At 69.4% G+C, this 25,952-nt stretch carries 21 protein-coding genes; 13 read left to right on the top strand and 8 right to left on the bottom strand.

Translation table 11 applies throughout. The features are described 5' to 3' along the window. Positions 1-2 precede the first annotated feature (2 nt). The gene (gene uca / locus FK531_RS11870) at positions 3-3,614 is read left to right on the top strand and encodes an urea carboxylase (protein ID WP_142099445.1); all 3,612 of its coding nucleotides are present in this window, start codon (positions 3-5) and stop codon (positions 3,612-3,614) included. Then, entirely contained in the window at positions 3,614-5,338 is a 1,725-nt protein-coding gene (gene atzF, locus FK531_RS11875) for an allophanate hydrolase (RefSeq protein WP_142099447.1), read from the top strand. Before uca ends, atzF begins: the two co-directional genes overlap by 1 nt. Positions 5,339-5,400: 62 nt before the next feature. Here atzF and FK531_RS11880 read toward each other — a convergent pair whose 3' ends face one another. After that, complete coding sequence (locus FK531_RS11880; RefSeq protein ID WP_142099449.1) at positions 5,401-5,796, bottom strand: winged helix-turn-helix transcriptional regulator; 396 nt, start codon at positions 5,794-5,796, stop codon at positions 5,401-5,403. A 124-nt stretch (positions 5,797-5,920) separates the two neighbouring features. On the opposite strand from FK531_RS11880, the gene FK531_RS11885 reads away from it, so the two are divergent. Beyond that, positions 5,921-6,775, top strand: coding sequence for an SDR family oxidoreductase (locus tag FK531_RS11885; protein WP_142099451.1), 855 nt, complete (start codon positions 5,921-5,923; stop codon positions 6,773-6,775). 95 nt (positions 6,776-6,870) lie between these two features. On the opposite strand, the gene FK531_RS11890 is transcribed toward FK531_RS11885, so the two are convergent. The 4 genes from FK531_RS11890 to ramB form a co-directional block, all read right to left on the bottom strand. Next, positions 6,871-8,475: an MFS transporter gene (locus tag FK531_RS11890; protein WP_142099453.1), complete on the bottom strand. Its 1,605-nt coding sequence runs from the start codon at positions 8,473-8,475 to the stop codon at positions 6,871-6,873. A gap of 173 nt (positions 8,476-8,648) precedes the next feature. Next, on the bottom strand, positions 8,649-9,188 hold the full coding sequence (locus tag FK531_RS11895) for a carboxymuconolactone decarboxylase family protein (protein ID WP_142099455.1): 540 nt from the start codon (positions 9,186-9,188) through the stop codon (positions 8,649-8,651). After that, entirely contained in the window at positions 9,185-10,054 is an 870-nt protein-coding gene (locus FK531_RS11900) for an SDR family NAD(P)-dependent oxidoreductase (RefSeq protein ID WP_142099457.1), read from the bottom strand. Before FK531_RS11900 ends, FK531_RS11895 begins: the two co-directional genes overlap by 4 nt. 88 nt (positions 10,055-10,142) lie before the next feature. After that, positions 10,143-11,561, bottom strand: coding sequence for an acetate metabolism transcriptional regulator RamB (ramB, locus tag FK531_RS11905; RefSeq protein WP_142099459.1), 1,419 nt, complete (start codon positions 11,559-11,561; stop codon positions 10,143-10,145). 82 nt (positions 11,562-11,643) lie between these two features. Here ramB and FK531_RS11910 point away from each other — a divergent pair, with 82 nt between their 5' ends. Then, positions 11,644-12,915: a lipase family protein gene (locus FK531_RS11910; RefSeq protein ID WP_246098107.1), complete on the top strand. Its 1,272-nt coding sequence runs from the start codon at positions 11,644-11,646 to the stop codon at positions 12,913-12,915. A gap of 35 nt (positions 12,916-12,950) precedes the next feature. Next, a complete protein-coding gene (locus FK531_RS11915; RefSeq protein ID WP_142099461.1) occupies positions 12,951-13,688 on the top strand; it encodes an enoyl-CoA hydratase/isomerase family protein in 738 nt (245 codons plus the stop codon). Positions 13,689-13,700: 12 nt separating this feature from the next. Here FK531_RS11915 and FK531_RS11920 read toward each other — a convergent pair whose 3' ends face one another. Next, on the bottom strand, positions 13,701-14,702 hold the full coding sequence (locus tag FK531_RS11920) for an esterase/lipase family protein (protein WP_181762918.1): 1,002 nt from the start codon (positions 14,700-14,702) through the stop codon (positions 13,701-13,703). Positions 14,703-15,163: 461 nt separating this feature from the next. Between FK531_RS11920 and aceA the strand changes: the two genes are divergently transcribed. The 3 genes from aceA to metE all read left to right on the top strand — a co-directional run bounded on the left by aceA (position 15,164) and on the right by metE (position 19,903). Continuing rightward, on the top strand, positions 15,164-16,453 hold the full coding sequence (gene aceA, locus FK531_RS11925; protein WP_142099465.1) for an isocitrate lyase: 1,290 nt from the start codon (positions 15,164-15,166) through the stop codon (positions 16,451-16,453). A gap of 151 nt (positions 16,454-16,604) precedes the next feature. Continuing rightward, a complete protein-coding gene (locus FK531_RS11930) occupies positions 16,605-17,501 on the top strand; it encodes a 3-hydroxybutyryl-CoA dehydrogenase (RefSeq protein WP_142099467.1) in 897 nt (298 codons plus the stop codon). Positions 17,502-17,608: 107 nt separating this feature from the next. Next, positions 17,609-19,903, top strand: coding sequence for a 5-methyltetrahydropteroyltriglutamate--homocysteine S-methyltransferase (metE, locus tag FK531_RS11935; protein ID WP_142099469.1), 2,295 nt, complete (start codon positions 17,609-17,611; stop codon positions 19,901-19,903). Positions 19,904-20,036: 133 nt separating this feature from the next. Here the strand turns inward: metE and FK531_RS11940 are convergent, their stop codons facing one another. Continuing rightward, complete coding sequence (locus tag FK531_RS11940; RefSeq protein ID WP_142099471.1) at positions 20,037-21,539, bottom strand: endoglycoceramidase I; 1,503 nt, start codon at positions 21,537-21,539, stop codon at positions 20,037-20,039. 127 nt (positions 21,540-21,666) lie between these two features. Between FK531_RS11940 and FK531_RS11945 the strand changes: the two genes are divergently transcribed. The 4 genes from FK531_RS11945 (at position 21,667) to FK531_RS11960 (ending at position 24,033) form a co-directional block, all read left to right on the top strand. After that, positions 21,667-22,707 carry an NAD(P)-dependent alcohol dehydrogenase gene (locus FK531_RS11945; protein ID WP_142099473.1) on the top strand — a complete coding sequence of 347 codons (1,041 nt, stop codon included), beginning with the start codon at positions 21,667-21,669 and terminating at the stop codon, positions 22,705-22,707. Positions 22,708-22,832: 125 nt separating this feature from the next. Beyond that, positions 22,833-23,399, top strand: coding sequence for a type 1 glutamine amidotransferase domain-containing protein (locus FK531_RS11950; RefSeq protein WP_142099475.1), 567 nt, complete (start codon positions 22,833-22,835; stop codon positions 23,397-23,399). A 70-nt stretch (positions 23,400-23,469) separates the two neighbouring features. Further along, on the top strand, positions 23,470-23,805 hold the full coding sequence (locus FK531_RS11955; protein WP_246098108.1) for a hypothetical protein: 336 nt from the start codon (positions 23,470-23,472) through the stop codon (positions 23,803-23,805). Positions 23,806-23,811: 6 nt separating this feature from the next. Further along, entirely contained in the window at positions 23,812-24,033 is a 222-nt protein-coding gene (locus FK531_RS11960; RefSeq protein ID WP_142099477.1) for a hypothetical protein, read from the top strand. A gap of 37 nt (positions 24,034-24,070) precedes the next feature. Here FK531_RS11960 and FK531_RS11965 read toward each other — a convergent pair whose 3' ends face one another. Continuing rightward, positions 24,071-24,937, bottom strand: a complete 867-nt coding sequence (locus FK531_RS11965) for a polyphosphate kinase 2 family protein (protein WP_142099479.1) — start codon at positions 24,935-24,937, stop codon at positions 24,071-24,073. Positions 24,938-25,061: 124 nt separating this feature from the next. On the opposite strand from FK531_RS11965, the gene FK531_RS11970 reads away from it, so the two are divergent. Continuing rightward, positions 25,062-25,943 carry an alpha/beta fold hydrolase gene (locus FK531_RS11970; protein ID WP_181762919.1) on the top strand — a complete coding sequence of 294 codons (882 nt, stop codon included), beginning with the start codon at positions 25,062-25,064 and terminating at the stop codon, positions 25,941-25,943. The last annotated feature ends 9 nt before the right edge of the window (positions 25,944-25,952 follow it).

The raw sequence follows: 25,952 nt of genomic DNA on the forward strand, positions 1-25,952 counted from the left end.
ACATGACCAACGCTTCGTTCGACACCCTGCTCGTCGCGAACCGCGGCGAGATCGCTTGCCGCATCATGCGGTCGGCGCACCTGCTCGGGCTCAAGACGGTCGCCGTGTACTCCGATGCCGACGCGGCCGCCGCGCACGTCGAGATGGCGGACGTGGCCGTGCGGCTCGGGCCCGCGCCGGCCAGTCAGTCCTACCTGCGCGCCGACGCGGTGGTCGCCGCAGCACTCGCCAGCGGCGCGGGCGCCATTCACCCGGGCTACGGATTCCTCTCGGAGAACGACGAATTCGCCGCGGCAGTCGAGTCCGCAGGAATCGCGTTCGTCGGACCGACCCCCGAGCAGTTGCGAGTGTTCGGGAACAAGCACACCGCCCGCGAGGCGGCCAGGGCCGTCGGGGTACCCCTGGTCCCGGGCAGCGGCATGCTCGAGAGCCTCGAGTCGGCGCTCGCGGCCGCCGCCGAGATCGGGTACCCGGTGATGCTCAAGGCGGTCGGCGGTGGGGGCGGTATCGGCATGCAGGCATGCTTCGACGCCGCCGACCTGCACGGTGCCTACGAGCGGGTGCAGCGGCTCGCGCAGGCCAACTTCTCGTCGTCCGGGGTGTTCCTCGAGCGTTTCGTCGCCAATGCACGGCATGTCGAGGTGCAGGTGTTCGGCGACGGCGCCGGCCGCACGCTCAGCCTGGGCACCCGGGACTGCTCGCTGCAGCGACGCAACCAGAAGGTGGTCGAGGAGGCGCCCGCGCCGGGACTGACCGACGAACTCGTCGAGCGGTTGCTCAGTTCGTCACGCGCGCTGGCGTCCTCGGTGCACTACCGCAGTGCGGGCACAGTCGAGTTCGTCTACGACGTCGACCGCGGGGAGGCGTCGTTCCTGGAGATGAACACCCGTCTGCAGGTGGAGCACCCGGTCACCGAAGAGGTGACCGGGGTAGACCTGGTCGGGTGGATGCTGCGGCTCGCCGGCGGTGACTCGTCGATGCTCGACGGACTGCCCGACTCCGGGCCCGAGATCACCGGGCATGCGGTGGAGGCGCGGGTGTACGCGGAGGATCCGGGGCGCGAGTACCGTCCCGGCGCGGGACTGCTCACCAGCGTCGAGTTCCCGGCGCACACCAGGGTGGAGACCTGGGTGGACACCGGCACCGAGGTGAGCGCCCACTACGATCCGATGCTCGCCAAGGTGATCGCCACGGGCGTCACCCGGGCGGGCGCATTCGCGGCGCTCGGTGCCGCGCTCGACGAGACCAGGCTGTACGGCATCGCGACCAATCTGACTCAGCTGCGCCACATCTGCGCGATGCCGGACGTGCTCGCGGCCGACCACACCACTGCCTCGCTGGCGGACCAGCGCGGGGTGGGTGCGCGCATGGACGTGTTGCGGGCGGGAACCATGACCACCGTCCAGGACCATCCCGGTCGACTCGGCTACTGGGAGGTGGGGATCCCGCCGTCGGGACCGATGGACGACCTTTCGTTCACCCTCGTCAATGCCGCCGTCGGGAACCCCGCCGGTGCCGCCGGTCTCGAATGCACTTTGCAGGGGCCGCAACTCGAGTTCTCGGTGACGACGCTCGTGTGTGTCGGCGGCGCCCCTGTCGACCTCACACTGGACGGGGTGGCGGTGCCGATGTGGGAACCGGTGACCGTGCCCGCCGGGGGAGTGCTCGACATCGGGACCCCGGCCGGCGAGGGGCTGCGCACCTACCTGGCGATCCGCGGCGGCATCGACGCCCCGCGGTACCTGGGTAGCGCCTCGACCTTCACGCTCGGTGGATTCGGGGGGCTGACCGGCAAGGCCGTGGCGACCGGTGACGTGTTGACTCTGCTGGGCGCCGAGGAGGGCCTCGGCGCACCGGCGTCCGTCCCGGTGGGGGACCGCCCCGTCCTCGAGGGCACCTGGCACCTCGCCGTCACCGAGGGCCCGCAGCCGGCGCCGTCCTACTTCACGGCGGCGGACATGGCCCAGTTCTACGACACCACGTGGAAGGTCCAGGCGCACGCGAACCGGACCGGGATCCGGCTCGACGGCCCGAAACCGACGTGGTCGCGCACCGACGGCGGCGAGGCGGGGCTGCACCCGTCGAACCTGCACGACAACCCGTACAGCGTTGGTGCGCTCAATGTCTCCGGTGACACCCCGATTCTGTTGGGGCCCGACGGTCCGAGTCTCGGCGGCTTCGCCTGCCCGCTGACCGTGGCGCGCGCGCACCGGTGGAAGCTCGGCCAGATCCGGCCCGGTGACGAGGTCCGGTTCGTCCCGGTCACCGAGGCCGGCGCGGACGCGCTGCGGGGCTCGAATGCGGTCCGGGCGGCGATGCTGCCGCCGTCGGCCGCGCACGCGACCAGCTCGGACGGGGGAGTCCTGGGCCGGCTCGAGCCCGCCGTGGACCGTCCCGAGGTGACCTACCTGCGCGGCGGCGACGACAACATCCTCGTCGAGTACGGCGCGATGGAACTCGACCTCGGGCTGCGGATGCGGGTGCACGCGCTGTCGGAAGCGTTGGCGCAGTGGGCACCTCGCGGACTGATCGACGTGACACCCGGCGTGCGCTCGCTGCACCTGCACTTCGACCCCGACGTCCTGCCGTCCCGGACGTTGCTCGGCCTGCTCACGGAGATCGAGGAGTCGCTGCCCGCCACCGGAGACCTGGTGGTGCCCAGTCGCACGGTGCGACTGCCGCTCTCGTTCGACGACCCGTCCATCGCCGAGGCGATCGACCGGTACCGCAACGGCGTTCGCGACCAGGCGCCGTGGCTGCCGTCCAACACGGAGTTCATCCGGCGGATCAACGGCCTCGACAGCGTGGACGAGGTGCGTGACGCCGTGTTCGACGCGGAGTACCTGGTGCTCGGCCTCGGTGACGTGTACCTCGGTGCGCCGCTTGCGGTCCCGCTCGACCCCCGGCATCGACTGGTGACCACCAAGTACAACCCGGCCCGCACCTGGACCCCGTCCGACGCAGTCGGCATCGGCGGCAAGTACCTGTGCGTCTACGGCATGGAGTCCCCCGGCGGTTACCAGCTGATCGGCCGCACCGTGCCGATCTGGTCGGGCTACCGGCAGCAGGGACCGTTCGTCGAGGGCAAGCCGTGGCTGTTCCGGTTCTTCGACCGGATCGTGTGGGAGCCGGTGACTCCCGAGCAACTGAGCGAGTTCCGGGCCGAGGCCAGGGCGGGACGGTTCAACGCCGAGATCTCGGACGGCACGTTCGCGCTCGCGGACCACCTGGCCTTCCTGGATCGGAACGCCGCGTCGATCGCCGAGTTCAACGCCCGCCAGTCCGAGGCGTTCGAGGCGGAGAAGGATGCGTGGCGAGCCGCGGGCGAGTTCGACCGCATCGTAGTGGCTGCGGCGGAGCCGCTCGCCGCGGCGGTGGACGTGCCGCCCGGCGCGGTCGCGGTGGAAGCGCCGATGGTCGGCACCGTGTGGCGGGTCGAGGTGGAACCGGGCGCCGTCGTCGAGCCCGGTCAGCCGGCGGTGGTGCTCGAGGCGATGAAGCTGGAGATGCCGGTCGCGTTCACCACCGCGGGCACGGTGCTCGAGGTACTTGTCGAACCCGGGGCGAAGGTCGAACCGGGAACCCCACTGGTCGTGATCGGAGCCGTGAAGTGATGAGTGTTCTCGGCGATGCGACGGTCGGTCGGACGGCGACCCCCACCGAGCGGGTGGCGCGAGCCTACCGCCGGATCGCGGAGGTCGACCGCCCCGAAGTGTGGATCACCCTGCGCGACGAGGCGGACGTGCTCGCCGACGCGGCGGCGGTCGAGGCCAGGCTGGGCGCGGGGGAAGAGCTGGCCCTCGCCGGCGTGCTCGTCGCGGTGAAGGACAACATCGACGTGGCGGGGCTGCCCACCACTGCCGCGTGTCCCGAGTTCGCCTACCTGCCTGCGGAGTCCGCGAGCGCGGTGAGTCGGCTGGTCGCGCAGGGTGCGGTGATCCTCGGCAAGACGAATCTCGACCAGTTCGCCACCGGCCTGGTCGGGACGCGTAGCCCGTACGGCGCCGTGCGCAGCGCCTGGGACACCGGCCGGGTCTCGGGTGGGTCGAGTTCCGGCTCGGCGGTCGCGGTGGCGCTCGGCATTGCGGACATCGGATTGGGCACGGACACAGCGGGTTCCGGTCGGGTGCCCGCCGCGCTGAACGGAATCGTCGGGCTCAAGCTCTCGCTCGGCATCGTCCCCGCGCACGGGGTGGTCCCGGCCTGCGTGGACTACGACTGCCTGACCGTGTTCGCGGCGGACCTCGACGGCGCTGCGGTGGCGGCCCGGGTGATGGCGGGCGCCGAGCCGCGCGATCCCCGCAGCCGGGTGTGGCCGTCGGATGTTCCGCTGGCGGCGCCCGCGGCACCGCGAATCGCGGTGCCGCGCATAGAGGACCTGGCCGAGGTGTGCCCCGAGTACCTGGCCGCGTTCAGCGAGACGGTGGCCGCGCTCGAGGCGGACGGCGTGGTGACGCAGAGCGTCGACATCTCCGGTCTGCTGGCCGCCGCCCGGCTGCTCTACGACGGCGCGGTGGTCGCGCAGCGGTACGCGGCGGTCGGTCGGTTCCTGGACACTCATCCGGACGGGGCGGACCCGACGGTCGCCGCGATCGTGGCCGCCGCCCGCACACCGGCCGCCCACGAACTCGTCGCGGACCTGGATGCGGTGCTGCGCGCGAAGGCCGCCGCCGCGGTGACCCTCGCCGGCTGCGACGCGTTGCTGCTGCCCACGACCACCGAGCACCCGACCATCGCCGGGGTGCAGGCGGATCCGACCGGGGTGAACCGGCGGATGGGGACGTTCACCAACTTCTGCAACCTGCTCGACATGGCGGCCGTCGCGGTGCCGGGGGCGTCGACGGCGCAGGGACATCCCTTCGGGGTGATGTTCGTGGTGCCCGCGTTCGGGGACCAGGTCGCGATCGACCTCGCGGCGCGGCTGACCGGGGCGCCGGCCCCGACGCTGGTGGACACCGGCGTGGAGCTGGCGGTGTTCGGGGCGCATCTGCGCGGTCAGCCGCTGCACTGGCAGCTCGAGCAGCTCGGTGCCCGGTTGGTCGAAACCGTCACCACGACCGATGCGTACCGGCTGTATGCGCTCGACACCGTTCCGCTCAAGCCGGGGCTCGTGCGCCGCGGCGCGGGGCTCGGGGCTCCGGTGATCGGCGAGGTGTTCCGGGTCTCGGCGGCGGGTCTCGGCGGTTTCCTGGCCGCGCTGCCCGCGCCGATGGCGCTGACCAGTGTCGAATTGTCCGACGGCAGAAGCGTTGTCGGCTTCAGCTGCACCCACGACGCGATCGACGGCGCCACCGACATCACCGAGTTCGGCGGTTGGGTCGCCTACCTCCGGCGGTAGGCGGCTCCGCCGCCCGTGAGTCCTTCTGGCCCCGTTGTGGACCAGAAGGACTCACGGGCGCGTCAGCGCCTGTCGTAGGCGTTCTGGGCGACGCGGACCGCCGGCATCTCCGACTCGACGAGTTCGATGAGGTCGGTCAGTCGTGCGGCGACCCGCTGGCCGAGCGGGGTGAGGCTGTACTCGACCTTCGGTGGAATGGTCTCCTGCACCTCGCGGTGCACGAAACCGTCACGTTCGAGTTCCTGCAGGGTCTGCGAGAGCATCCGCTCACTGACGCCGTCGACCCGCCGGCGCAGTGCGCTGAACCGGTACGGCGACTCGCCGAGCGCGGCGAGGGTGAGGCCGCCCCATCGACCGGTGATGGTCTGCAGGACCGGTCGTGACGCGCACGCACGCGCGAAGACGTCGGCCTCGAAGGCGGCGTCGTCGGCGGAACGGGGCTGGTCGGGGGCGGTCATGGCGTCCAGATTACTACCGGCGATTGCAATAGTGCTAACTCTAAGGCTTGCACTTACGAAAAATAAGTGCATGATGGAGGCGTGACGCATTGAAGCGTCAACCAGTCTGCTGAGGAGATTTGCCATGACTATCGCCGTCACCGGAGCCACCGGACACCTGGGCCGCCTGGCCGTCGACGTCCTGATCGCCCGTGGCGCCGACCCGGCCGACCTGGTCGCGGTCGTCCGCGACCCGGCCAAGGCGACGGACCTCACCGCCAGGGGCGTCGTCGTCCGTCAGGCCGACTACGCCGACCGGCCCGCACTCGAGGCCGCGCTCGCCGGCGTCGACAAGCTGCTGCTGATCTCGGGTAGCGAGGTCGGCCGGCGAATCGCGCAGCACACCAACATCATCGACGCGGCGAAGGCCGCCGGTGTCGGCTTCGTCGCCTACACCTCGGTGCTCGACGCGCAGAACAGCCCCGTCAGCCTCGCGCCCGAGCACAAGGCCACCGAGGATCTGCTGGCCGCCTCCGGCATCGACCACGCACTGCTGCGCAACGGCTGGTACTGGGAGAACTACACCAACGACCTCGCCGGGAACGCCGAGCGCGGCGTCCTCGCCGGTGCCGGCGGGGACGGCCGGCTCGCGGCCGCAGCGCGCGTCGACTACGCCGAGGCGGCCGCCGCGGTGCTGCTCGCCGACGGCCAGGCCGGGAAGGTCTACGAGCTCGGCGGCGACGAGCGCATCACCCTCGCCGAGCTGGCCGGGAGGATGTCCGAGGCCACCGGCGAGGCCGTTGTGTACCAGGACCTTCCGACCGAGCAGTTCCAGGCCGCACTCGAGGGTGCGGGACTGCCCGCGCCGATCGCGGAGATGCTTGCCAGCGCGGACGCCGGGATCAAGGCTGGCGCACTCGACACCACCAGCGGCGACTTGCAGCGGTTGATCGGCCGCAACTCGACCCCGGCCGTCGAGGTACTCCGCGCCGCCCTGTAGTCGGCCGCCGTCCCCCCCCGAAAACGGGTGAAGGGAACCATCATTCGGTCAGACCGAACGATGGTTCCCTTCACCGTGTGGGGAGAGGCGCGTGGCTAGTGCATGCCGACGGCGCCCTCGGAGGGCAGGTCACCCTTCTTCGCGCGCACCAACACGATCACGAGCGGGCAGATCACCGCGATCAGCGCCGCCGCCCAGGCGAACGCGTGGGCGTACCCGGACACCTCCGCGGAGAACAGGTAGTGCTTCATGGACTCCACGAAGTCCTGCACCGGTGCGGGGAGCATGGCCAACTGCTCCGCCGAGGGGGCCTGGCCCGCGGCCAGCACATCGGCGGGAATGCCCTCGGGCGGCGTCGGGGCGGCGTTGTTCGAGGTGAACGCGGTCTTCGCGGAGACGTAGATGGTGGTGAACAGGGCCGTGCCCAGTGCGCCACCGATCTGGATGGTTGCGTTGACCAGCGCGCTCGCGGCGCCCGCATCGTGGTCCTTGACGCCGATCAGAGCGAGGTTCTGCATCGGCACCATCAGCAGGCCGAGTCCGAGGCCGAAGATCGCGAGGCCGGGGAACACGTGCGTCCAGTACGACGTGTCCACGCCGATTCGGGTGAGCAGCAGCAGTCCGACCGCGGCCAGTACCGGGCCGACGAGCATCAGTGGCTTCGGACCGATCCTGGTGGACAACTGAGCCGCGACGGTCGACGCGATGACGATGAAGAACGCCATCGGCAGCGAGCCGACGCCCGCCATGACCGGGCTGAAGCCGAGCACGATCTGCAGGTAGAACGTCAGGTAGAGGGTGCCGCCGAGCAACGCCGCACCGACCAGGGTCGAGCCGATCAGCGCCGCGCCGCGATCGCGGTGCCACGGCACCGTCAACGGCAGCAGCGGGTTCGCGGTGCGCTTCTCGGCGAGCACGAACAGTGCCAGCGCGACCAGGCCGCCGACGATGAAGCCGATCGTCTGGGGGGACGCCCAACCGTGCTTCTCCGCCTGGGTGAACCCGTACACCAGCGAGCCGAGGCCCAGCGCGATGAGGACGGTGCCGGGGATGTCGTAGTTGGTGTCGCCGTGCGCCTTGGTCTCCTTGACGATCGGGATGGTGACGGCGATGGCGAACAGCGCGATCGGGATGTTCACCAGCAGGCACCAGCGCCAGTCGACGTACTCGGTGAGGAAGCCGCCGAGCAGCAGCCCGATCGCGGCGCCGCCGCCGGAGATCGCGCCGTACACCGCGAACGCCTTGGCGCGTTCCTTCTCGCCGACGAACGTGGTGGTGAGGATCGCCAGCGCGGCGGGCGCGAGCAGTGCCGCGAAGACGCCCTGCAGCGCGCGGGCGGCGAACAGTTCCATGGCGTTCTGCGCGAAGCCGCCGATCGCGGAGGCGATTGCGAAACCGGCCATGCCGACCATGAACGAGCGCTTGCGGCCCCAGTAGTCGGCGATGCGGCCGCCGAGTAGCAGCAGCGCACCGAACGCGAGCGCATACGCGGTGACGACCCACTGGCGGTTCGAGTCGCTGATGCCGAGGTCGAGCTGGGCCTCGGGGAGGGCGATGGAGACGATGGTGCCGTCGAGCACGACCGTCAACTGCGCGAGCGCGACGATGCACAGCACCAGCCAGCGGCGGTCGTGGTTGGGGTTGTCGGATGCCGTCGGCGCGGCGTCCGGCCGCGCGACATCCCGAGTGTCTGTGGACAAGCTGATTCCTACCGCTCGGTGGCGCGGACGTACGTCACGGCCGAAGGGAGCGACGCTACCGAGAGATTCCGAGGCCGGGCAATCTCAACCGCCCGATTCGTCGGGATACTCACACCGAGCCCGCACGAGCTTGCGATCAGCGGAAACGTGTGAGCACACGCGGGCCGGGTGCGCTAGCGGCGGAAGGTGTCGCGGCCGACGCCGAGGGTCGCGATGGCGGTGGCCAGCATGCCGTACTGGCCGACCAGCAGCACGAACTCGACCATCCGACGCTCGTCGAAGTGCGCGGCCAGCGCCGACCAGGTGTCGTCCGAGAGGTTCTCGGTGGCGATCAGTTCGTCGACCGCGGTCAGCAGCGCGCGATGCCGGTCGGTCCAGCCGTCGGCGGTCGGGCCGGTCAGGACCCGCGCGAGCAGTTCGGCGGTGACGCCGGCGCGCCGTCCGAGCCGGATGTGGTGGTCCATCTCGTAGTCGCACCCGCGCAGGTGCGCGACGCGCAGGATGACCAGTTCGGTCTCGTGCCGGGAGATGCGACCGCCCGGCATCAGACCGGCGCCGAAGTGCAGCCAGCCGCGGAAGGTGCCCTTGGTGCGGCCCAGAGTGCTGAACAGTTGTGCGTCCCTCGTGCCCGAGGCGGCCGAGAGCCCGCGCCAGAGCGCCCAGTTGACCGGCCCGAGTTCACGCAGTCGGCCGGGGGTGATCCGCGCCGTCACCGGGCCGGACCCGTCAGGTCGGGCAGGTGGGTGGTGAAGCGGGCTTGCTCGGTGCGGGCGATCGCCATCGCCGCCGCCATCCGTGGCTGCGGCCGGAGGTCGACGATCCGCTGTGCCGGCATCCGCAGAGCCAGCAGTCCGCCGACCCAGCCTGGCGCATAGATTCGTCTGCGGCGCAACGCGATTCCCCTCTCGATGGCGCTGACCGCGGTCTCGAGCGGCGACACGGCGGTGAACATGCCCGACCATTTGATCTTGTCCGCGGCCGCGCTGTCGAATCCGATCGAGATCATCTCGGTGTCGATCTCGCCGAGGTACCCGACTCCGACCTTGGTGCCGAGGTGCCGCATCTCCACCCGCAGCGTGTTGCCCAGAGCCTCCGCGGCGGCGGACGTCGCGCTGTAGGCACCGAGCAGCGGTAGCTGCACCGCCGCCGCGCCGGAGGTGACGATCAGCGCGTAACCGGCCGAATGTCCGATGTACTCGCCCGCGGCGCGCAGCGTGTAGTACGTGCCCATCAGGTTCACGTCGACGATCTGCCGCATCACCTCGGGATCGCCGCCGAGCATCGGCAGCTGCGCGCCGACCCCTGCGTTCGCGACCACCACGTCCAGTCCGCCCAGTTCGGCGACCAGTTCGTCGACCGCGGCCGACACGGCGTGCTCGTCGCGCACGTCGCAGTGCCGCCACGGCGCGTTGCCGCAGGAGGTGGCGACCTGCTCGAGCAGCTCGGGCTCGAGGCCGAGCAGGGCGACCCGCGCGCCGCGCTGATGCAGGCGTTTGGTCAGCGTCGCGCCGATGCTGCGGGCGGCGCCGGTGACGAGGATGCGGCGTCCGGCGAGCCGGTCGTCGCGCAGTGCCGCCATGGTGTCACCGTCTCCCGCTGTCGGTCCTACTCCTCGGTAAGGAGAAGCTAGCACCGGCTGAGCGGCATCCGGTGCACATTCGGCAGGGTCAGGACTCGGCGATCAGGTAGGGCGAGACCGAGCTGCGGTGCTCGTTGATGTCGAGTTCCTTGCCGAGCGGCGGGAACGCACGCTGGGGACAGTTCATCCGCTCGCAGACCCGGCAGCCCGAACCGATCGGAGTGGCCGCCGCGCTGCTGTCGAGGTTCAACCCGTCCGCGTAGACGGTGCGGTGCGCATGCCGCAGCTCGCAGCCGAGGCCGATCGCGAACGTCTTGCCGGGCTGGCCGTAGCGGGTCGCGCGACGTTCGACGGTGCGTGCGATCCACAGGTAGCTGCGCCCGTCCGGCATCTGGGCGATCTGCGTCATGATCTTGCCCGGGTACGCGAACGACTCGTAGACGTTCCACAGCGGGCAGGTGCCGCCGCTGGACGAGAAGTGGAAACCGGTGGCGGACTGCCGTTTCGACATGTTCCCCGCTCGATCGACCCGGACGAACGAGAACGGCACCCCCCGCAGCTTCGGCCGCTGCAACGTCGAGAGCCGGTGGCAGATCGTCTCGTACGACTGGGAGAAGAACGCCGACAGCCGCTCGATGTCGTAGCGGAAGTCCTCGGCGACGTCGTGGAACTGCCCGTACGGCAGCACCGTCGCGGCGGCGAAGTAGTTGGCGAGGCCGAGCTTGGCCAACGACCGGGACGACTCCGAGGTGAAGTTGCCCTCGTCGACCAGTTTGTCGATCAGGTCGCCGCACTCGAGGTACGCGAGTTCGGCGGCGAACTTGAACACCTTCTGGCCGCCCGACAGGTGCGGGGAGATCTCCAGTACCCGCGCGTCGGGGTCGAACCGGTGCAGCACGCCCTCGCCGAGGTCGATGCGCTGGACGATCTGCACGTCGTGCACCAGCTGCAGCCGCTTGGCGATCTCGCCCGCCACGTCGCCGCGGTGGAAACGCATCCGGGCTGTCAGGTCCTCGGCGGCGGTGTCGAGCTCGTGCAGGTAGTTCTGCCGCTGGTAGAAGTAGTCGCGCACCTCTTCGTGCGGCATCGTGATGGACCCGCTGCCGCTGCCGTCGCTGTAGCGGTCCTCGGTGGCCGCGGCGAGCTGGGCGGTGGTGTTGCGGTAGCGGCGGTGCATGTTCACCACGGCCTTGGCCAGGCTCGGGTGCGCGGAGACCATCTCGGCGAGTTCCTGTGGGTCCGCGTCGATGCCCATCTCCTGGTCCAGCGCGACCTCCCGCAGCTCCGCGATCAGCCGGGTGTCGTCCTGCGAGGAGAAGAACGTGGTGTCGACGCCGAACACCTCGGTGATCCGCAGCAGCACCGGTACCGTCAGGGGGCGCACGTCGTGCTCGATCTGGTTGAGGTAGCTGGCCGAGATCTCGAGCGTCTGCGCCAGCGCGGCCTGGCTCATGCCGCGCTCGGTACGCAGCTGTCGCAGTCGGGCCCCCACGAAGGTCTTCGCCATTTCACCAGGCTACGAGCGGTCCCGAGGGTTCGCAACGCGAGGTTCGCAGGCTTAGCGAATTGTGCTCCTATCATGGAGATCGGTGGATCGAAGGAGTGTGGCGGCCATGGTCTGCGGCGCTCGTCAGGTCGCGCTGGCAGGCGCGGTCGCGTTGCTGGTGACGGCGGCGCTGGCGCCGGGCGCGGGCGCCGATCCGATCGGTGACCTCATCTCGCCGCCGCGCGATCCCGCAACCGTCGCCGCCACCCCGCTCGGTGACCCGTTCTTCGACCCGCCGCCCGCGTTCGGGGAGCTTGTGCCGGGCACCGTGCTGCGCACCCGACCGGTCACGGTCGTGCCGCTCGCGACCCCGGTCGTGTCCACCCAGGTGCTGGTCCGGTCGACCGACTCGACGGGCCACCCTGGGGCGGTGACGGCCACGCTGATCGTCCCGACCGTGGCGTGGGCCGGACCCGGCGCACGACCGGTGCTCGCCTACGACATGGCCATCGACGGGCTCGGGCAGACCTGCGCACCCTCGTACACGTTGCAGCGCGGCACCGCCCTCGAACTGGCCCCGATCCAGTACTTCCTCGGCCGCGGCGTCGCGGTGGTCGTCACCGACCACGAGGGGCCGCGACAGGCGTACGCGGCGGGCCGGATGGCCGGGCACGCCGTCCTGGACGCGCTGCGGGCGACGGTGAACACCCCGCGGTTCGGGCTCGCGCCGACGTCGCCGATCGCGATCACCGGCTACTCGGGCGGCGCGATCGCCTCGGGCTGGGCGGCCGAGCTGGCGCCGGCCTACGCACCGGAGTTGCACATCGTCGGAGCCGCGTTCGGGGGCACCCCCGCCGACTACTCGCTCCTGCTGCAGTCGATGAACGGCAGGAATCTCGCATCCGGGGTGCTGCTGGGCGCGACGCTGGGCGTGGCCCGCGAGTACCCGGAACTGTTCTCGTTGTTCAACGACAACGGGTGGCGGCTCGCGGAGCTGGCGAAGGACCTGTGCCTGCCGGGCCTGGCGATCCCGGGAGCACTGATTCCGCTGACGGTGCAGTCGCTCTCGGACGTCCCCGATGTCGTCGACACCCCGATCGCACGCGCGGTCGTCGCCGCGAACCGGCTCGGTGGGCAGGCGCCGACCGCGCCGATCTTCCTGTACCAGGGCAAGCAGGACCCCTGGATCCTGCCCGAGGGCGCCGAGCACCTCTACGGCGAGTGGTGCGCACTCGGGGCGAGCGTGCGGCTCGAGGAGTACCTCGGCGAGCATCAGACGGTCGCGCTGTCCGGGATTCCCGCGGCCTACAGCTGGTTGGATGCCCGGTTGGCCGGGGTGCCGGCACCGGTGGGCTGCAGCAGTTTCGGGCGTTGACGAACCCCGCCGCCGGGAGCGCTATGGTTCGCACCATGCCGTACCTGGAGCGCTCCGGAGATGTGTTCGTCCTGTACCTCGGAAGCGAGGGTGAACGGGACCAGGAGAATGCCTTCCATCCGCAATGGATGGACGAGATCGAGGCGCTCCTCGACGAGGTGGACGCGAGTGAGGGTCCGGCGGCGCTGGTGACCACCGCGGTCGGGAAGTTCTACTCCACCGGACTGGACACGGCCTGGGTGGCGCAGAACCTGGAGCAGCTCAATTCGTACATGGACCGCGTGCATGCGCTCTTCGCACGGGTGCTGACCCTTCCGATGGCGACCGTCGCCGCGATGCCGGGCCACACCTTCGGGGGTGGCGCGATCCTGGCCACCGCGCACGACCACCAGGTGATGCGCGGTGACCGTGGCTTCTTCTGCCTTCCGGGCATCACTGTCGGGATCAGCTACACGCCCGGGAGCCTCGAGTTGCTCACCGCGCGACTGCCGAGCCGGGCGGCGCACGCGGCGCTGACGACCGGTCGCCGATACGGCGGGACCGACGCACAGGCCCTCGGACTCGTCGACGAGGTCGCGGCAGGGGACGACGTGCTCTCCAGGGCCGTCGCCCGCGCGCAGGGACTGGTGCACACCCGGGGGCGCACGCTCGGCGAGATCAAGAGCGCGTTGTACGCGGGTGCCGTTGCCGCTCTCCGCACCCCGTCGGCCAGCCTGGAGACGCAGGAAGCGGCAGTGACCGCCGTCGACAGGTCCGCCCCCACGGATCGGTGAGCCCGATGGCGCTCAGCAGGGTGGTGTGCCGCTGAGCGTGGGGTCGAGGGCCTGGCGAACGAGGAACCTCGGCACGTCGTGGTCGAGTAGGCCGGGGCCCTTCGACTCCGAGCTGTTGGGGAAGGGCCTCGAATGCCAGACCACGAGGTCCTGGTTTCCGCACACGTCCTGCACGTACATGTTGTGGACGGAGGTGGCGGGGGCGGGAACGAGGAACGAGCTGTCGGACGGGGTGATCGTCTGGTCCGACTTCGTCGCGATGACGGTGTAGTCGATCCCGGGGAAGGTCTCCTGCCCCTCGTTGAGGCGTTTCAGGAAGGCCGAATCGATCGCCTGTTGTTGCACCGCTATCGGCGCGAGCTTGTTCCGGGCGTCGGCTTCGGACGTGAACTCGCCGCCCAGGGTGCTCCCGTGGGACGGCGGCGCGAGCATGACGAGCGAGTGAATCTTGGTGCGGTCGGGACTCGTCCGCAGGTACTCGCGGGTCACCGTGCCGCCCTGCGAATGTCCGACGACGTCGACCTGGGTGGCTCCGGTGTGCGCGAGGACCGCATCGACGAACGCGCCCAGATCAGCGGCTGAGTTCTCGATCGCGGCGAAGCCCCACTTCATCGACAGCGTCGGGAAGTCGAAGGCGCTGCCGTAGTTCAGCGCGTAGACGCAGCGGCCGTCGTTCGCGAGGTCCTCGACCAAGGGGCCCTTGATGTTCGGGTCGGCGAGATTGCCCCAGGACTCCTGCATGCCACGGCCGGTGCCGTGGACCAGGACGACGGGGCGGTGCTGCGCGTCCGCCGGACGGCACTCCCAGTCGTTCACGCCTGCGGGCGACTTCCCCCAGTTCCTCATCGCGCCGGCAAGTGGGGCGAAGGCTGCGGGGACGTCGTCCGGAGCCCCGGCGGAGCCGGTGGCTACGGACTCGGCGAATGCGGCGGCAGACGGGAAGGACGCGGCGGCGACGGCGAACAGCGCGACCGTCGCAAGGCGCGCCGACACCGCGCGGAGTCGAGCGATCACGTGTGTACTCCTTCGGGCCATCGTGGGAAGTCGACGGCGGTGCCATCTCTATCAGCTGGGAAGTGGTCGGCGACGGAGAATGCGGTGACAGGTGGCACCGTGATTGCACTCACAATCGGGGACGCCCGCGCGCCGGCCCGGACCGAATCTGGTGTTACCGGCGGGTAGGTACTTCCGGACGTCCGACCTGGATCGGCACCCCCCGCTGCCTGCCGGTTTCCCTACCTGACGGTAACTACAGCCGCCGTCCCCTGCTGCAAATCGGGCGGCCTTCATTTGCAAAGTTAGCAACGGGGATTGAAAACCTAGCCAAGATTGGCATTAGCTACAGGTAGACGGGCCTTTTTCCATGTGTCACTCTCGTTGGGTACACAAGAAGGGCCTGGCAAGGATGCGAAGCCGTACATCCGTACTGGACGAGCAGAACGAAGGGCCAGCAGATCAAAGAGAGTGGAGCCTCGATGTCGACCACCGGCACCCCGAAGACCGCAGCTGAGATTCAGCAGGATTGGGACACCAATCCCCGCTGGAAGGGCGTCACCCGTAACTACACCGCGGAGCAGGTCGTCAAGCTCCAGGGCACCGTCGTCGAGGAGGCCACCCTGGCCCGCCGCGGCTCCGAGATCCTGTGGGACCTGGTGAACAACGAGGACTACATCAACTCCCTCGGCGCCCTCACCGGCAACCAGGCCGTGCAGCAGGTGCGCGCCGGCCTCAAGGCCATCTACCTCTCCGGCTGGCAGGTCGCCGGCGACGCGAACCTCTCCGGCCACACCTACCCGGACCAGAGCCTCTACCCGGCCAACTCGGTGCCGCAGGTCGTGCGTCGCATCAACAACGCGCTGCTGCGCGCCGACGAGATCGCCAAGGTCGAGGGTGACACCTCCGTCGACAACTGGCTCGCCCCGATCGTCGCGGACGGCGAGGCCGGCTTCGGTGGCGCCCTCAACGTCTACGAGCTGCAGAAGGCCATGATCGCGGCCGGCGTCGCCGGTTCGCACTGGGAGGACCAGCTCGCGTCGGAGAAGAAGTGCGGCCACCTCGGTGGCAAGGTGCTCATCCCGACCCAGCAGCACATCCGCACCCTGACCTCGGCTCGCCTCGCGGCTGACGTCGCCGGCGTCCCGACTGTCGTCATCGCCCGCACCGACGCCGAGGCCGCCACCCTGATCACCTCCGACGTGGACGAGCGCGACCGCCCGTTCCTCGACGGCACCCGCACCGCAGAGGGCTTCTACGGCGTCAAGAACGGCATCGAGCCCTGCATCGCTCGCGCCAAGGCCTACGCCCCGTACTCCGACCTCATCTGGATGGAGACCGGCGTGCCGGACCTCGAGGTCGCCAAGAAGTTCGCCGAGTCCGTCCGCAGCGAGTTCCCGGACCAGCTGCTGGCCTACAACTGCTCCCCGTCCTTCAACTGGAAGGCGCACCTGGACGACGCGACCATCGCGAAGTTCCAGAAGGAGCTCGGCGCGATGGGCTTCAAGTTCCAGTTCATCACCCTCGCCGGCTTCCACTCGCTCAACTACGGCATGTTCGACCTGGCGCACGGCTACGCCCGCGAGGGCATGACCGCCTTCGTCGACCTGCAGGAGCGCGAGTTCAAGGCCGCCGCAGAGCGTGGCTTCACCGCCGTCAAGCACCAGCGTGAGGTCGGCGCCGGCTACTTCGACTCCATCGCCACCACGGTCGACCCCAACACGTCGACCGCGGCGCTGAAGGGCTCCACCGAAGAGGGCCAGTTCCACTAACCCGCCTCTCCGGGGATTTGGCGCACTAGTCAACGCATCCGGCGGCTCGCGTTGCGGGCCGCCGGATGCGAAGTCAGAGAGTTTTGGCCGTACCCGACGAGTTACCCATGTACTTACGAAACCGGTTGTTGCGAGAGCAGAGGTGGGCGTTGTGACCAGCGAAAAGATTCAGCGCGTCGGCGTGATCGGCGCAGGCATCATGGGCGCCGGAATCGCCGAGGTGTGCGCCCGCGCACATGTCGACGTCCTGGTGTACGAACAGACCCGGGAGCTCGCCGCGGCCGGCCGTGCCCGCATCCTGCGCTCCCTGGACCGCGGGGTCAGCAGCGGGAAGATCACCGAGCGTGAGCGCGAGCAGGCCGCCTGGCGTCTGCGCTTCACCTCCGACCTCGGCGACTTCGCGGACCGCCAGCTCGTCGTGGAGGCGGTCCTCGAGGACGAGAAGATCAAGAGCTCGATCTTCGCCGAACTCGACTCCATCGTCACCGATCCGGACGCGGTGCTGGCCTCCAACACCTCCTCCATCCCGATCATGAAGCTCGGCATCACGACCAAGGCCCCCGAGCGCGTCATCGGCATGCACTTCTTCAACCCGGTTCCGGTCCTCCCGCTCGTCGAACTGGTGACCACGCTCAAGACCAGCGCTGCCGTCGCCGAGCGCGCCGAGGCCTTCGCCAGCGACATCCTCGGCAAGCAGGTCGTCCGCTCGGCCGACCGCTCCGGCTTCGTCGTCAACGCGCTGCTGGTGCCGTACCTGCTCTCCGCCATCCGGATGGTCGAGTCGGGCTTCGCCACCAAGGAGGACATCGACAAGGCGACGGTTCTCGGCCTCGCTCACCCGATGGGCCCGCTGGCGCTGACCGACCTGGTCGGCCTCGACACCGTCAAGTCGATCGCGGACTCCATGTACGAGGAGTTCAAGGAGCCCCTGTACTCCGCGCCGCCGCTGCTGCTGCGCATGGTCGAGGCCGGCCTCGTCGGCAAGAAGGCGGGCCGCGGCTTCTACGAGTACGGCGACAACGGGCGCGCCGCCAAGAAGGCCAGCTAGCCAGCTCCGCCGGAATGCGCCTCGCGCCCGTGCGCCCTTCTCTTCGCTCTGGTAGTGAGAAAGGCACACGGGCGCGACGCACATCTGACACAGAGAGGTCGACACCGATGTCAAGCAGCGCAGCTACTTACGGCTCCAGCGTGCTGGGATACCCCCGGATCGGGCCCCGCCGCGAACTCAAGCGGGCCCTCGAGTCGTACTGGCACGGCAAGTCCAGCCAGGCCGAACTCGTCGCCGTCGGCCGCGAACTCCAGGAGGAGACCTGGAGCGAACTCGCCGCGACCGGGCTGACGCAGGTTCCCGGAAACACCTTCTCCTACTACGACCACGTGCTCGACAACGCGCTGCTCTTCGGCGCGGTGCCGGCCCGCTTCGCGCCGCTGCACGGCGAGCTCGACGAGCTCGACTTCTACTTCACGATGGCCCGCGGCCGACCGGACTTCCCGCCCCTCGAGTTGGTGCGCTACATCGACACCAACTACTACTACCGGCAGCCCGAACTCGACCAGGACACCGTGTTCTCGCTGCACGCCGACGCCCTGATGGACGAGTTCGAGCGGGCCAAGGCGCGCGGCATCGAGCTGCGTCCCGTCGTACTCGGACCGGTCTCGCTGCTGCTGCTGTCCAAGACCAGTCCCGGTGCCGCCGAGGGATTTTCGACCCTCGACCTGTTGGACTCGCTGCTGCCGCAGTACGAGGCGCTGTTCGAGCGGCTCGCGAAGGCGGGGGCGACCTGCATCCAGCTGGACGAGCCCGCGTTCACCCAGGACCGCACGGACGCCGAGCTGGCTGCGCTGGAACGGGCCTACACCGCCCTCTCCCACGCGCCGCTGCGTCCCCGGATCTTGGTCACCGGACCGTACGGCAACCTTGGTGAGGCGCTGCCCATCCTGGCCGCCACCAAGGTCGAGGCGCTCGGTCTCGACCTGGTGTACGGCAAGGTCAAGGCCGAAGAGCTGGCCGCGATCCCCGGGCTCAAGCGCAAGCGCGTCTACGCGGGCGTGGTCAACGGTCGAAATGTCTGGCGGGCAGACAATTTCGTCACGCTCACCTATCTGTCGAGCCTCAAGGACGTGATCCCGGACCTCGTCGTGTCCACCTCGTGCTCGCTGATGCACGTGCCCTACGACGTGCTGGCCGAGTGGGATCTGGACGGGGACGTCGCGGACCGGCTCGCCTTCGCGAAGCAGAAGGTCGGCGAGGTGGTCTCGCTGGCCAAGGCGCTCAGCGAAGGTCCGTCCGAGCGCTGGCGCAAGAAGCCGTCGAAGGTGCATTTCAAGCAGAAGCACGAAGTGCGCCAACGGGTCTACAGCATCAAGGCCGAGGACCGGATCCGCGCACCGTACGAGCAGCGGCGCGCCGCGCAGCAGGCCCGGCTCAACCTGCCGAAGGTGCCTGCGACCACGCTGGGCTCGTTCCCGCAGACCGACGCCGTTCGGCAGGCGCGGTACGAGCTCGGACAGGGACGTCTGGAGTGGGCGGACTACGTCAAGCGGATCCAGGCCGAGATCGAGCGCACCGTCCGGCTGCAGGAGGACATCGGACTCGACGTCTTCGTGCACGGCGAGCACGAGCGCAACGACATGATCCAGTACTTCGCGGAGCTGATGGACGGTTTCGCGTTCACACACAACGGCTGGGTTCAGGCGTACGGGTCGCGGTGCGTGCGACCGCCGATCCTGTACGGCGACGTCCGGCGCCGGGGTCCGATGACCGTCGAGTGGATCGGCTACGCGCAGTCGCTGACCGACAAGCCGGTCAAGGGCATGCTCACCGGTCCGATCACGATGCTGGCGCGCTCGTTCGTCCGGCAGGACCAGCCGCTGCACGAGACCGCGGACCAGGTGGCGCTGGCGATCCGGGACGAGGTGGCGGATCTGGAGGCGGCGGGAATCGCGATCATCCAGGTCGACGAGCCGGCCGTCCGCGAGCTGCTGCCGCTGCGCGCGGGTGGGCGCAAGGAGTACCTGGACTGGGCGGTCGACGCTTTCAAGCTGGCGACCGGTGGGGCCAAGCCGGAGACGCAGATCCACACGCACCTGACGTACACGACCCAGAAGTCGGTGGTGGACGCGATCGAGCGGATGGACTGCGACGTGACGGCCATCGTGGCGACGCGGTCGATCACCTGGGTGCTCGACGCGATCAAGGAGCGCAAGCTCACCCACGGCGTGGGACCCGGTGTGTACGAGAGTCGTTCGGCCCGGATCCCGGACATCGACGAGCTCGACGAGTTGCTGACGGAGGCGGCGGAGTCGGTCGAACTCGATCGGCTGTGGGCGAATCCGGACGGTGGCCTCAAGACTCGGCACTACTGGCAGCTCGAGCCGTCGCTGCGCAACCTGGTTGCCGCCGCCCGGCGACTGCGCCGGCGTGCGGAGGCGTCCGCCGAGCAGGCCTAGCACGTCTCCCGCGACCCGTGAGTGGTCGCGGTCGCGGGAGTCGCGCCCTGGGAAGAGGAAGGCCCCGGACCTCACGGTCCGGGGCCTTCCTGCTCGAACCGTCACTGTTCGAGTCGTTGCCGTACCTGAGCGGTCAGGAACCCGCGCCGCCGGTCGAGCCCGAGGTCGAGCCGGCTGTGCCGGGCAGGTTGTTGCCGTCCGAGTCCGGTCGGTGGATCTTGACGGTCACCGGCCCCGGACCGTCCGCCTCGACGGTCACGATGCGGGCACCGGCGGGGGAGGTGGTGTGGCCGCCGGTCACCTCGGCGACATAGCCGGCGGGGTAGTGCAGGTCGGATACGTAGATCTCGGTCGGCTTCGAGGACGACCTCGGCGTGTAGGTGTACCGGAAGTCGCCGTTGTCGGCATTGAACCGCAGTGTGCCCGGGGTACCCGCGGTGGCCTGCGGATACGTGCGCACCAGCTGCTTTCCGACCCCGCGGGTGAACGGGTCGGTGCCGCCCTCGGGCCCGAAGATGCTGCTGTAGTGCCAGTACTGCCAGCCCACGAACCGATCGTCCGCGCGATCCACGGTGGCCGCCAGCACGTCCGCATCGGTGTCGCCGAACTCGGTCACGATCACGGGACGGTTGGTGCGAGAGCCGAGCGAATCGATGTTCGCCCAGGTCTTGTCGTGCTGGACGGGGCATGCGGCCTTCAGGCCCCCGGGCAGCCCGAGGTAGATGCTCAGCTGGCTGGGGATGCAGTAGTCGTGCACGGAGAACGCGACGTTCGGATCGGTGACGGCGGGCGTCGCCGGTGGGTTGCCGAGATTGCTCGGCATGGTCTCGTTCCAGGTCACGTTGGGTTCCCAGTACACCGGCACGGTGGCGCTCGCGGACCGGACGTGGTCGGTGAGTTTCTGCATCGCGGCCTGGTAGGTGCGGTCGAACTCCGGGCAGCCGTTCGGGAAACAGGTCAGGAACGGCGAACCCGGCCAGGGTTCGTTCATCAGCTCGATGCCGAGTACGGCCGGGTTGCCGGCGACCCTGGTGGCCAGCGCGGCGAGTGCGGTCCCGAGCTGGTCGAGGACGCCGTCCTTGTTCGCCCAGATCTCGTCCCAGGCGATGTTCATGCTGGGCATCAGGTAGTTCAGCGGGAAGCCGGGATTCGGTTCCCACGGCTGCGGCCGGGCGGTGGTGGCCCAGTCGGGAAAACCGTTGCCGCCCCACGGCTTTCCGATGCCGTCCTGATGGTTGTCGAGCAGGACGTGGATGCCGCGCGCACCGAGGACGTCGACGACCCCGGCGATGCGGTCGAGGTACGCGCCGTCGACGACACCGCGCTGCGGCATCAGCCCGTCGAACTCGACACCGAGGCGCACCGTGTTGAAACCGTGCTGCGCGAGCAGATCGGCATCGGCCGCGGTGATGGTCAGTCCGTCGCCCGGTTCGACGTAGGGAGCGTCCTTGTCGACGTTGTTGACCCCGTGCAGCAGGACGGTGCGCCCGTAACCGTCGACGAGGGCGCGGCCCTGCGGACGGACCTGTGTCGGAGGAGCTTTCGGCGCCGGCTCGTCGGCGGAGGCCGCCGGCGACCAGGCGAGGACGCCCGCGACGACCGCCGCGGCAATTCCGATCGGTAGGAACTTGCGCATCTGTTTCCTCAGGGGACCTAGGTGGACAACTCCGAACACAATTGGACAGTTGTCCAATTTGCTCGACACTAGCGAGCGACGGCCCCCGGCGTGACCGAATTGGTGCAGAAGGGGTAGGCATGGAGACATGCGCACTGTCTCCGCCTATGCCGCGACCGCCCCCGACGCCCCGCTCGAGAAGACGACCATCGAGCGCCGCGACCTCGGCCCGCTCGACGTCCTGATCGAGATCAAGTTCTCCGGCATCTGTCACTCGGACATCCACACCGCCCGCAACGAGTGGGGTGGGACCCGCTACCCGATCGTTCCCGGCCACGAGATCACCGGCATCGTCGCCGAGGTCGGCTCCGACGTCACCCGGCACGAGGTCGGCGACCGGGTCGGCGTCGGTTGCTTCGTCGACTCGTGCGGCAACTGCGATCCGTGCGCCGCGGGCGAGGAACAGTACTGCGCCAATCGGGTCACGGCCACCTACAACTCCAAGGGCCGCGACGGCGAGGTCACGCAGGGCGGGTACTCGACGCACATCGTCGTCACCGAAGGCTTCGTCCTCGCGATTCCCGACGGCCTCGAACTGGACGTCGCCACGCCGCTGTTGTGTGCGGGCATCACGCTCTTCTCTCCGCTGCGGCACTGGAACGCGGGCCCGGGCACGAAGGTCGCGATCGTCGGCATGGGCGGTCTGGGACACGTCGGCGTCAAGATCGCGCATGCGATGGGCGCGGAGGTGACGGTACTGAGCCACTCGCTGGCCAAGCGGGAGGACGGACTCCGGTTCGGAGCCGACGACTACCGGGCAACCAGCGACCCCGCAGTGTTCAAGGAACTGCGCAGCCGGTTCGACCTGATCCTCAACACCGTGTCGGTGGACCTCGACATGGACGCCTACCTCGGCATGCTCGCGCTCGACGGCACACTCGTGCTGCTCGGACTGCCGGAGAAGCCACTGTCGGTGCGCGCATTCTCGCTCGCGGGAAACCGTCGCAGCCTCGCCGGATCCAACGTCGGCGGAATCCGCGAGACCCAGGAGATGCTCGACTTCTGCGCCGAGCACGGCATCGCGGCCGAGATCGAGCTCATCGCCGCGGACCGGATCAACGAGGCCTACGAGCGGGTGCTGCGCAGCGACGTGCGCTACCGCTTCGTCATCGACGCCGGGACCTTCTGAGACCGCCCGGTCGGGTCGAGACGGTACAGCCGCGGTGTCGAGACGGCATAGCCGCGGAGCCCGTCGGGGTCCATACTCGGGTTGGGGGGCACTCGGGTCGTAGGACTGTGGAGGAGTGTTCGGCGATGAGCAGGCAACTCGACGGCCACCGGGTGGCCGTACTCGCGGCCGACGGTGTCGAGCAGTCCGAACTGGTGGAGACGAGAGAGGCGATCGAGGCGGCGGGCGGTACGACCGAGCTGCTCTCGATCGCGCCCGGCGAGATCCAGGCCTATCGCGCGGACGTGCACGTCGCCGACAGATTCGCGGTCGACCTGGTGGTCGGGCGCGCGGACGTCGACGAGTACGACGGGCTGATCCTGCCCGGCGGCACACTCAACCCGGACCGGCTGCGCACCGACGACCACGCGGTGGCGTTCGTCCGGCACTTCATGCACGTCGGCAAGCCGGTCGGCGCGATCGGGCACGCCCCGTGGCTGCTGCTCGACGCGGGCGCGGTGTCCGGACGCACCCTCACCAGTTGGCCGAGCCTGCGCACCGACATCGTCAACGCCGGCGGGATCCACGTGAACGAGAAGGTCGTCGTCGACCGGAATCTGGTGACCAGTCGCAGCCCGGCTGACCTGCCCTGCTTCTGTGCGGCGATGGTCGGGAAGCTGACTCAGCATCCCGAGCCGGTCGCCCAGTTCTGACCTTGTCGCGGCAGGTTCGGCGGGCGTAGCGTCGGACGCAACAGTTGATCCTCGACCAGGAGGAGCGATCATGATTCGAGACTGGTTCTCCGACATGCGCGTGCACATGTTCTCCGACGAGCTGCACAGACTGCCCGGCGACGTGCGCCGGTTCCCCGAGAAGCTGAGCCTGTTCTCCGAATGGGTCGGCTACGCCCTCGGACTGGTGGCTCTGCTGACCTTCGCACTGACCCTGCTCGCGGCGGCCTCGGGCTTCACTGGCTGGGCGATCGTCAGCGGCGTGATCTGCGTGGTTTCCCTGCTGATCGGATCGAGCATCATCAGCAGTGCGGTGCGCCACGATCGCCGGGTTCACCAGCACACCCCCCGATTCCCGTTGCCCGGTGGCGACGCCTGGCGGGTGTGAGTACCGGTGAGCCTGAACATCGTTGCGGGGTGGGTGGCCTTCGGCTGCGTGCTGTTGACCGCGGTCACCCTCGGCATGTTCCTGGTGGCCGCGGGATCCGGCTACGACGGGTGGGCCGCCCTCGCCGGCTCGGCCTGCGTGCTCGCCATCCTGACTGCGATCGCAGTGGTCGGCGGCACGATTCGCCACGACCGCAAGGCGAACCGGGAGATGCTGCACTTCCCTTAGAGTTCAACTCGGCCCGTGACCCGGTTCGGCCGCGACGTCAGGACTCCGCGAGCCGGCGCTTCTCCGTCTCGATGTCGAAATCGGCAGGCGGCCAGCCCAAGTCGAGCCGCTCGAGCGCGTCGATGAGCAACTCGGTCACCGCGAGCCTGCTGTACCACTTCCGGTCGCACGGCACGACGTGCCAGGGTGCGTACTCGGTGGACGTCCGGTCCAGCATGGCCTGGTAGGCCTGCTGGTACTGCGGCCAGTATCCGCGTTCGGTGACGTCACCCGGGTTGTACTTCCAGTACTTGTCAGGCCGCTCCAAGCGCTCGGCAAGCCGTGCCTTCTGTTCGTCCAGGGAGACGAACATCGCGACCTTCACGATGCTGGTCCCGGACTCGACCAGGTCCTTTTCGAACTGGTTGATCTCGTCGTAGCGGGGTTCCCATTCCGCCGGTGGCACCAGGTCGTGCACGCGCACCACCAGCACGTCCTCGTAGTGCGAGCGGTCGAACACGCCGATCTGGCCCTTGCGCGGCAACGCCTTCCGGATCCGCCACAGGTAGTGGTGGCGCTTCTCCTCCTCGGTCGGAACGCCGAACGACGCATGGTCGACGCCCTGCGGGTCGACGTGCCCGATGACGTGCCGAACCATGCCGCCCTTTCCTGCGGTGTCCATGCCCTGCAGCACCAGCAGCACCGAGCGGTGCTCCTCGCTGCTGCGGCCGTTGGCGAAGAGCTTCTCCTGCAACGCGGACAGGTCCGCGCCGCGCTCCTCGAGCAGGCGCTCGCCCAACTCCTTGTCACCCTCGAAGCCGGGGGTGACGTTCGTGTCGAGGTCGGCTACCCGGGTGTCGGCACTCGCCCGCACCGCCTCGGTCGCCGGGATCTCCCAACCCGTACGCGAATTCTTCTTGGCCATGACGGCGACTCTGTCATGCCGCGGCCCGGATTCGGCGGCAATGCCTCCGGCGATTCGGGCTAGTGTTGACGGCGTCAGGGGCACGCGCTCAGGCCGGTCCCGACGACAGCAGCGGGAGGCGTCCATGCAGGCCGTATCGTCCTTCGAGACCACGGACGGAGTGCGACTGACGGTGCGCGAGTCCGGTCCGCGAGCGGCACCGGTGACGGTCGTGTTCGCGCACGGTTGGACCCTCGACGGTGGATCGTGGGACGACCTGATCGCGGTATTGGGCCGGTCCGCCACCCGCCCGGCCCGACTGATCGCGGTCGACTGTCGGGGTCACGGTTCGTCGGGGGCGGCGCAGGCGGGCAGCGCCACCATCGCGCGGTACGCCGACGATCTCGCCGAGATCGTCGGACGGCTGGTTCCGGACGGTCCGATCGTGCTGGTCGGGCACTCGATGGGCGGCATGGCGATGATGGCGCTCGGCGAGCGCCATCCGGGCCTGGTGCGTGACCGGGTGGCGGCGGCCGCGTTCCTGGCCACCGGCGCGGGTCGGTTCGACAAGTCGATCGATCGGGTTCGGGGGCTGCGGACCGCACTGCCCGTGCTGCTGGGTCTCGGATTCCGGGCACTCAATCACCTGCCGGCGCCGCTGCGGTACCGGGCGGTGGAGCGACTGTTATTCGGTTTCGGCGCTCGTCGTGCCGACATCGAGCGGACTGCGGGGCAGATGCGACGGGCCGATCCGCGCAGCATGCCCCGGTTCGGGGTGGACATCCTCGACCACGACCGCGCCGCCCACCTCGACCGTTACGCGGCGGCGGAGGTGCTCGTCGCCGCGGGTTCCCGGGATCGGTTGTGTCCGCCGTCGCATGCGCGAAAGATCGCCTCGCGCCTGCCGGACGCCACGCTCGTGGTCTACGAGGGTGCGGGCCATCAGTTGTCCTTCGAGCGGTCCGAGGACCTGGCCCGACGCCTGGCCGGACTGCTGGAGCGGGTCGCGTCCGACCGCACTGCCTGACGCCGAATG

This window comes from Rhodococcus spelaei (assembly GCF_006704125.1).
GTDB classification, from domain to species: domain Bacteria; phylum Actinomycetota; class Actinomycetes; order Mycobacteriales; family Mycobacteriaceae; genus Rhodococcus_G; species Rhodococcus_G spelaei.

What these genes read in the sequence shown, in the direction of transcription:
- uca (WP_142099445.1), top strand. Translation starts at nt 3, where the DNA reads ATGACCAACGCTTCGTTCGACACCCTGCTCGTCGCGAACCGCGGCGAG.
- atzF (WP_142099447.1), top strand. Translation starts at nt 3,614, where the DNA reads ATGAGTGTTCTCGGCGATGCGACGGTCGGTCGGACGGCGACCCCCACC.
- FK531_RS11950 (WP_142099475.1), top strand. Translation starts at nt 22,833, where the DNA reads ATGAGCAGGCAACTCGACGGCCACCGGGTGGCCGTACTCGCGGCCGAC.
- metE (WP_142099469.1), top strand. Translation starts at nt 17,609, where the DNA reads ATGTCAAGCAGCGCAGCTACTTACGGCTCCAGCGTGCTGGGATACCCC.
- FK531_RS11940 (WP_142099471.1), bottom strand. Translation starts at nt 21,539, where the DNA reads ATGCGCAAGTTCCTACCGATCGGAATTGCCGCGGCGGTCGTCGCGGGC.
- FK531_RS11915 (WP_142099461.1), top strand. Translation starts at nt 12,951, where the DNA reads ATGCCGTACCTGGAGCGCTCCGGAGATGTGTTCGTCCTGTACCTCGGA.
- ramB (WP_142099459.1), bottom strand. Translation starts at nt 11,561, where the DNA reads ATGGCGAAGACCTTCGTGGGGGCCCGACTGCGACAGCTGCGTACCGAG.
- aceA (WP_142099465.1), top strand. Translation starts at nt 15,164, where the DNA reads ATGTCGACCACCGGCACCCCGAAGACCGCAGCTGAGATTCAGCAGGAT.
- FK531_RS11885 (WP_142099451.1), top strand. Translation starts at nt 5,921, where the DNA reads ATGACTATCGCCGTCACCGGAGCCACCGGACACCTGGGCCGCCTGGCC.
- FK531_RS11955 (WP_246098108.1), top strand. Translation starts at nt 23,470, where the DNA reads ATGATTCGAGACTGGTTCTCCGACATGCGCGTGCACATGTTCTCCGAC.
- FK531_RS11900 (WP_142099457.1), bottom strand. Translation starts at nt 10,054, where the DNA reads ATGGCGGCACTGCGCGACGACCGGCTCGCCGGACGCCGCATCCTCGTC.
- FK531_RS11965 (WP_142099479.1), bottom strand. Translation starts at nt 24,937, where the DNA reads ATGGCCAAGAAGAATTCGCGTACGGGTTGGGAGATCCCGGCGACCGAG.
- FK531_RS11970 (WP_181762919.1), top strand. Translation starts at nt 25,062, where the DNA reads ATGCAGGCCGTATCGTCCTTCGAGACCACGGACGGAGTGCGACTGACG.
- FK531_RS11880 (WP_142099449.1), bottom strand. Translation starts at nt 5,796, where the DNA reads ATGACCGCCCCCGACCAGCCCCGTTCCGCCGACGACGCCGCCTTCGAG.
- FK531_RS11945 (WP_142099473.1), top strand. Translation starts at nt 21,667, where the DNA reads ATGCGCACTGTCTCCGCCTATGCCGCGACCGCCCCCGACGCCCCGCTC.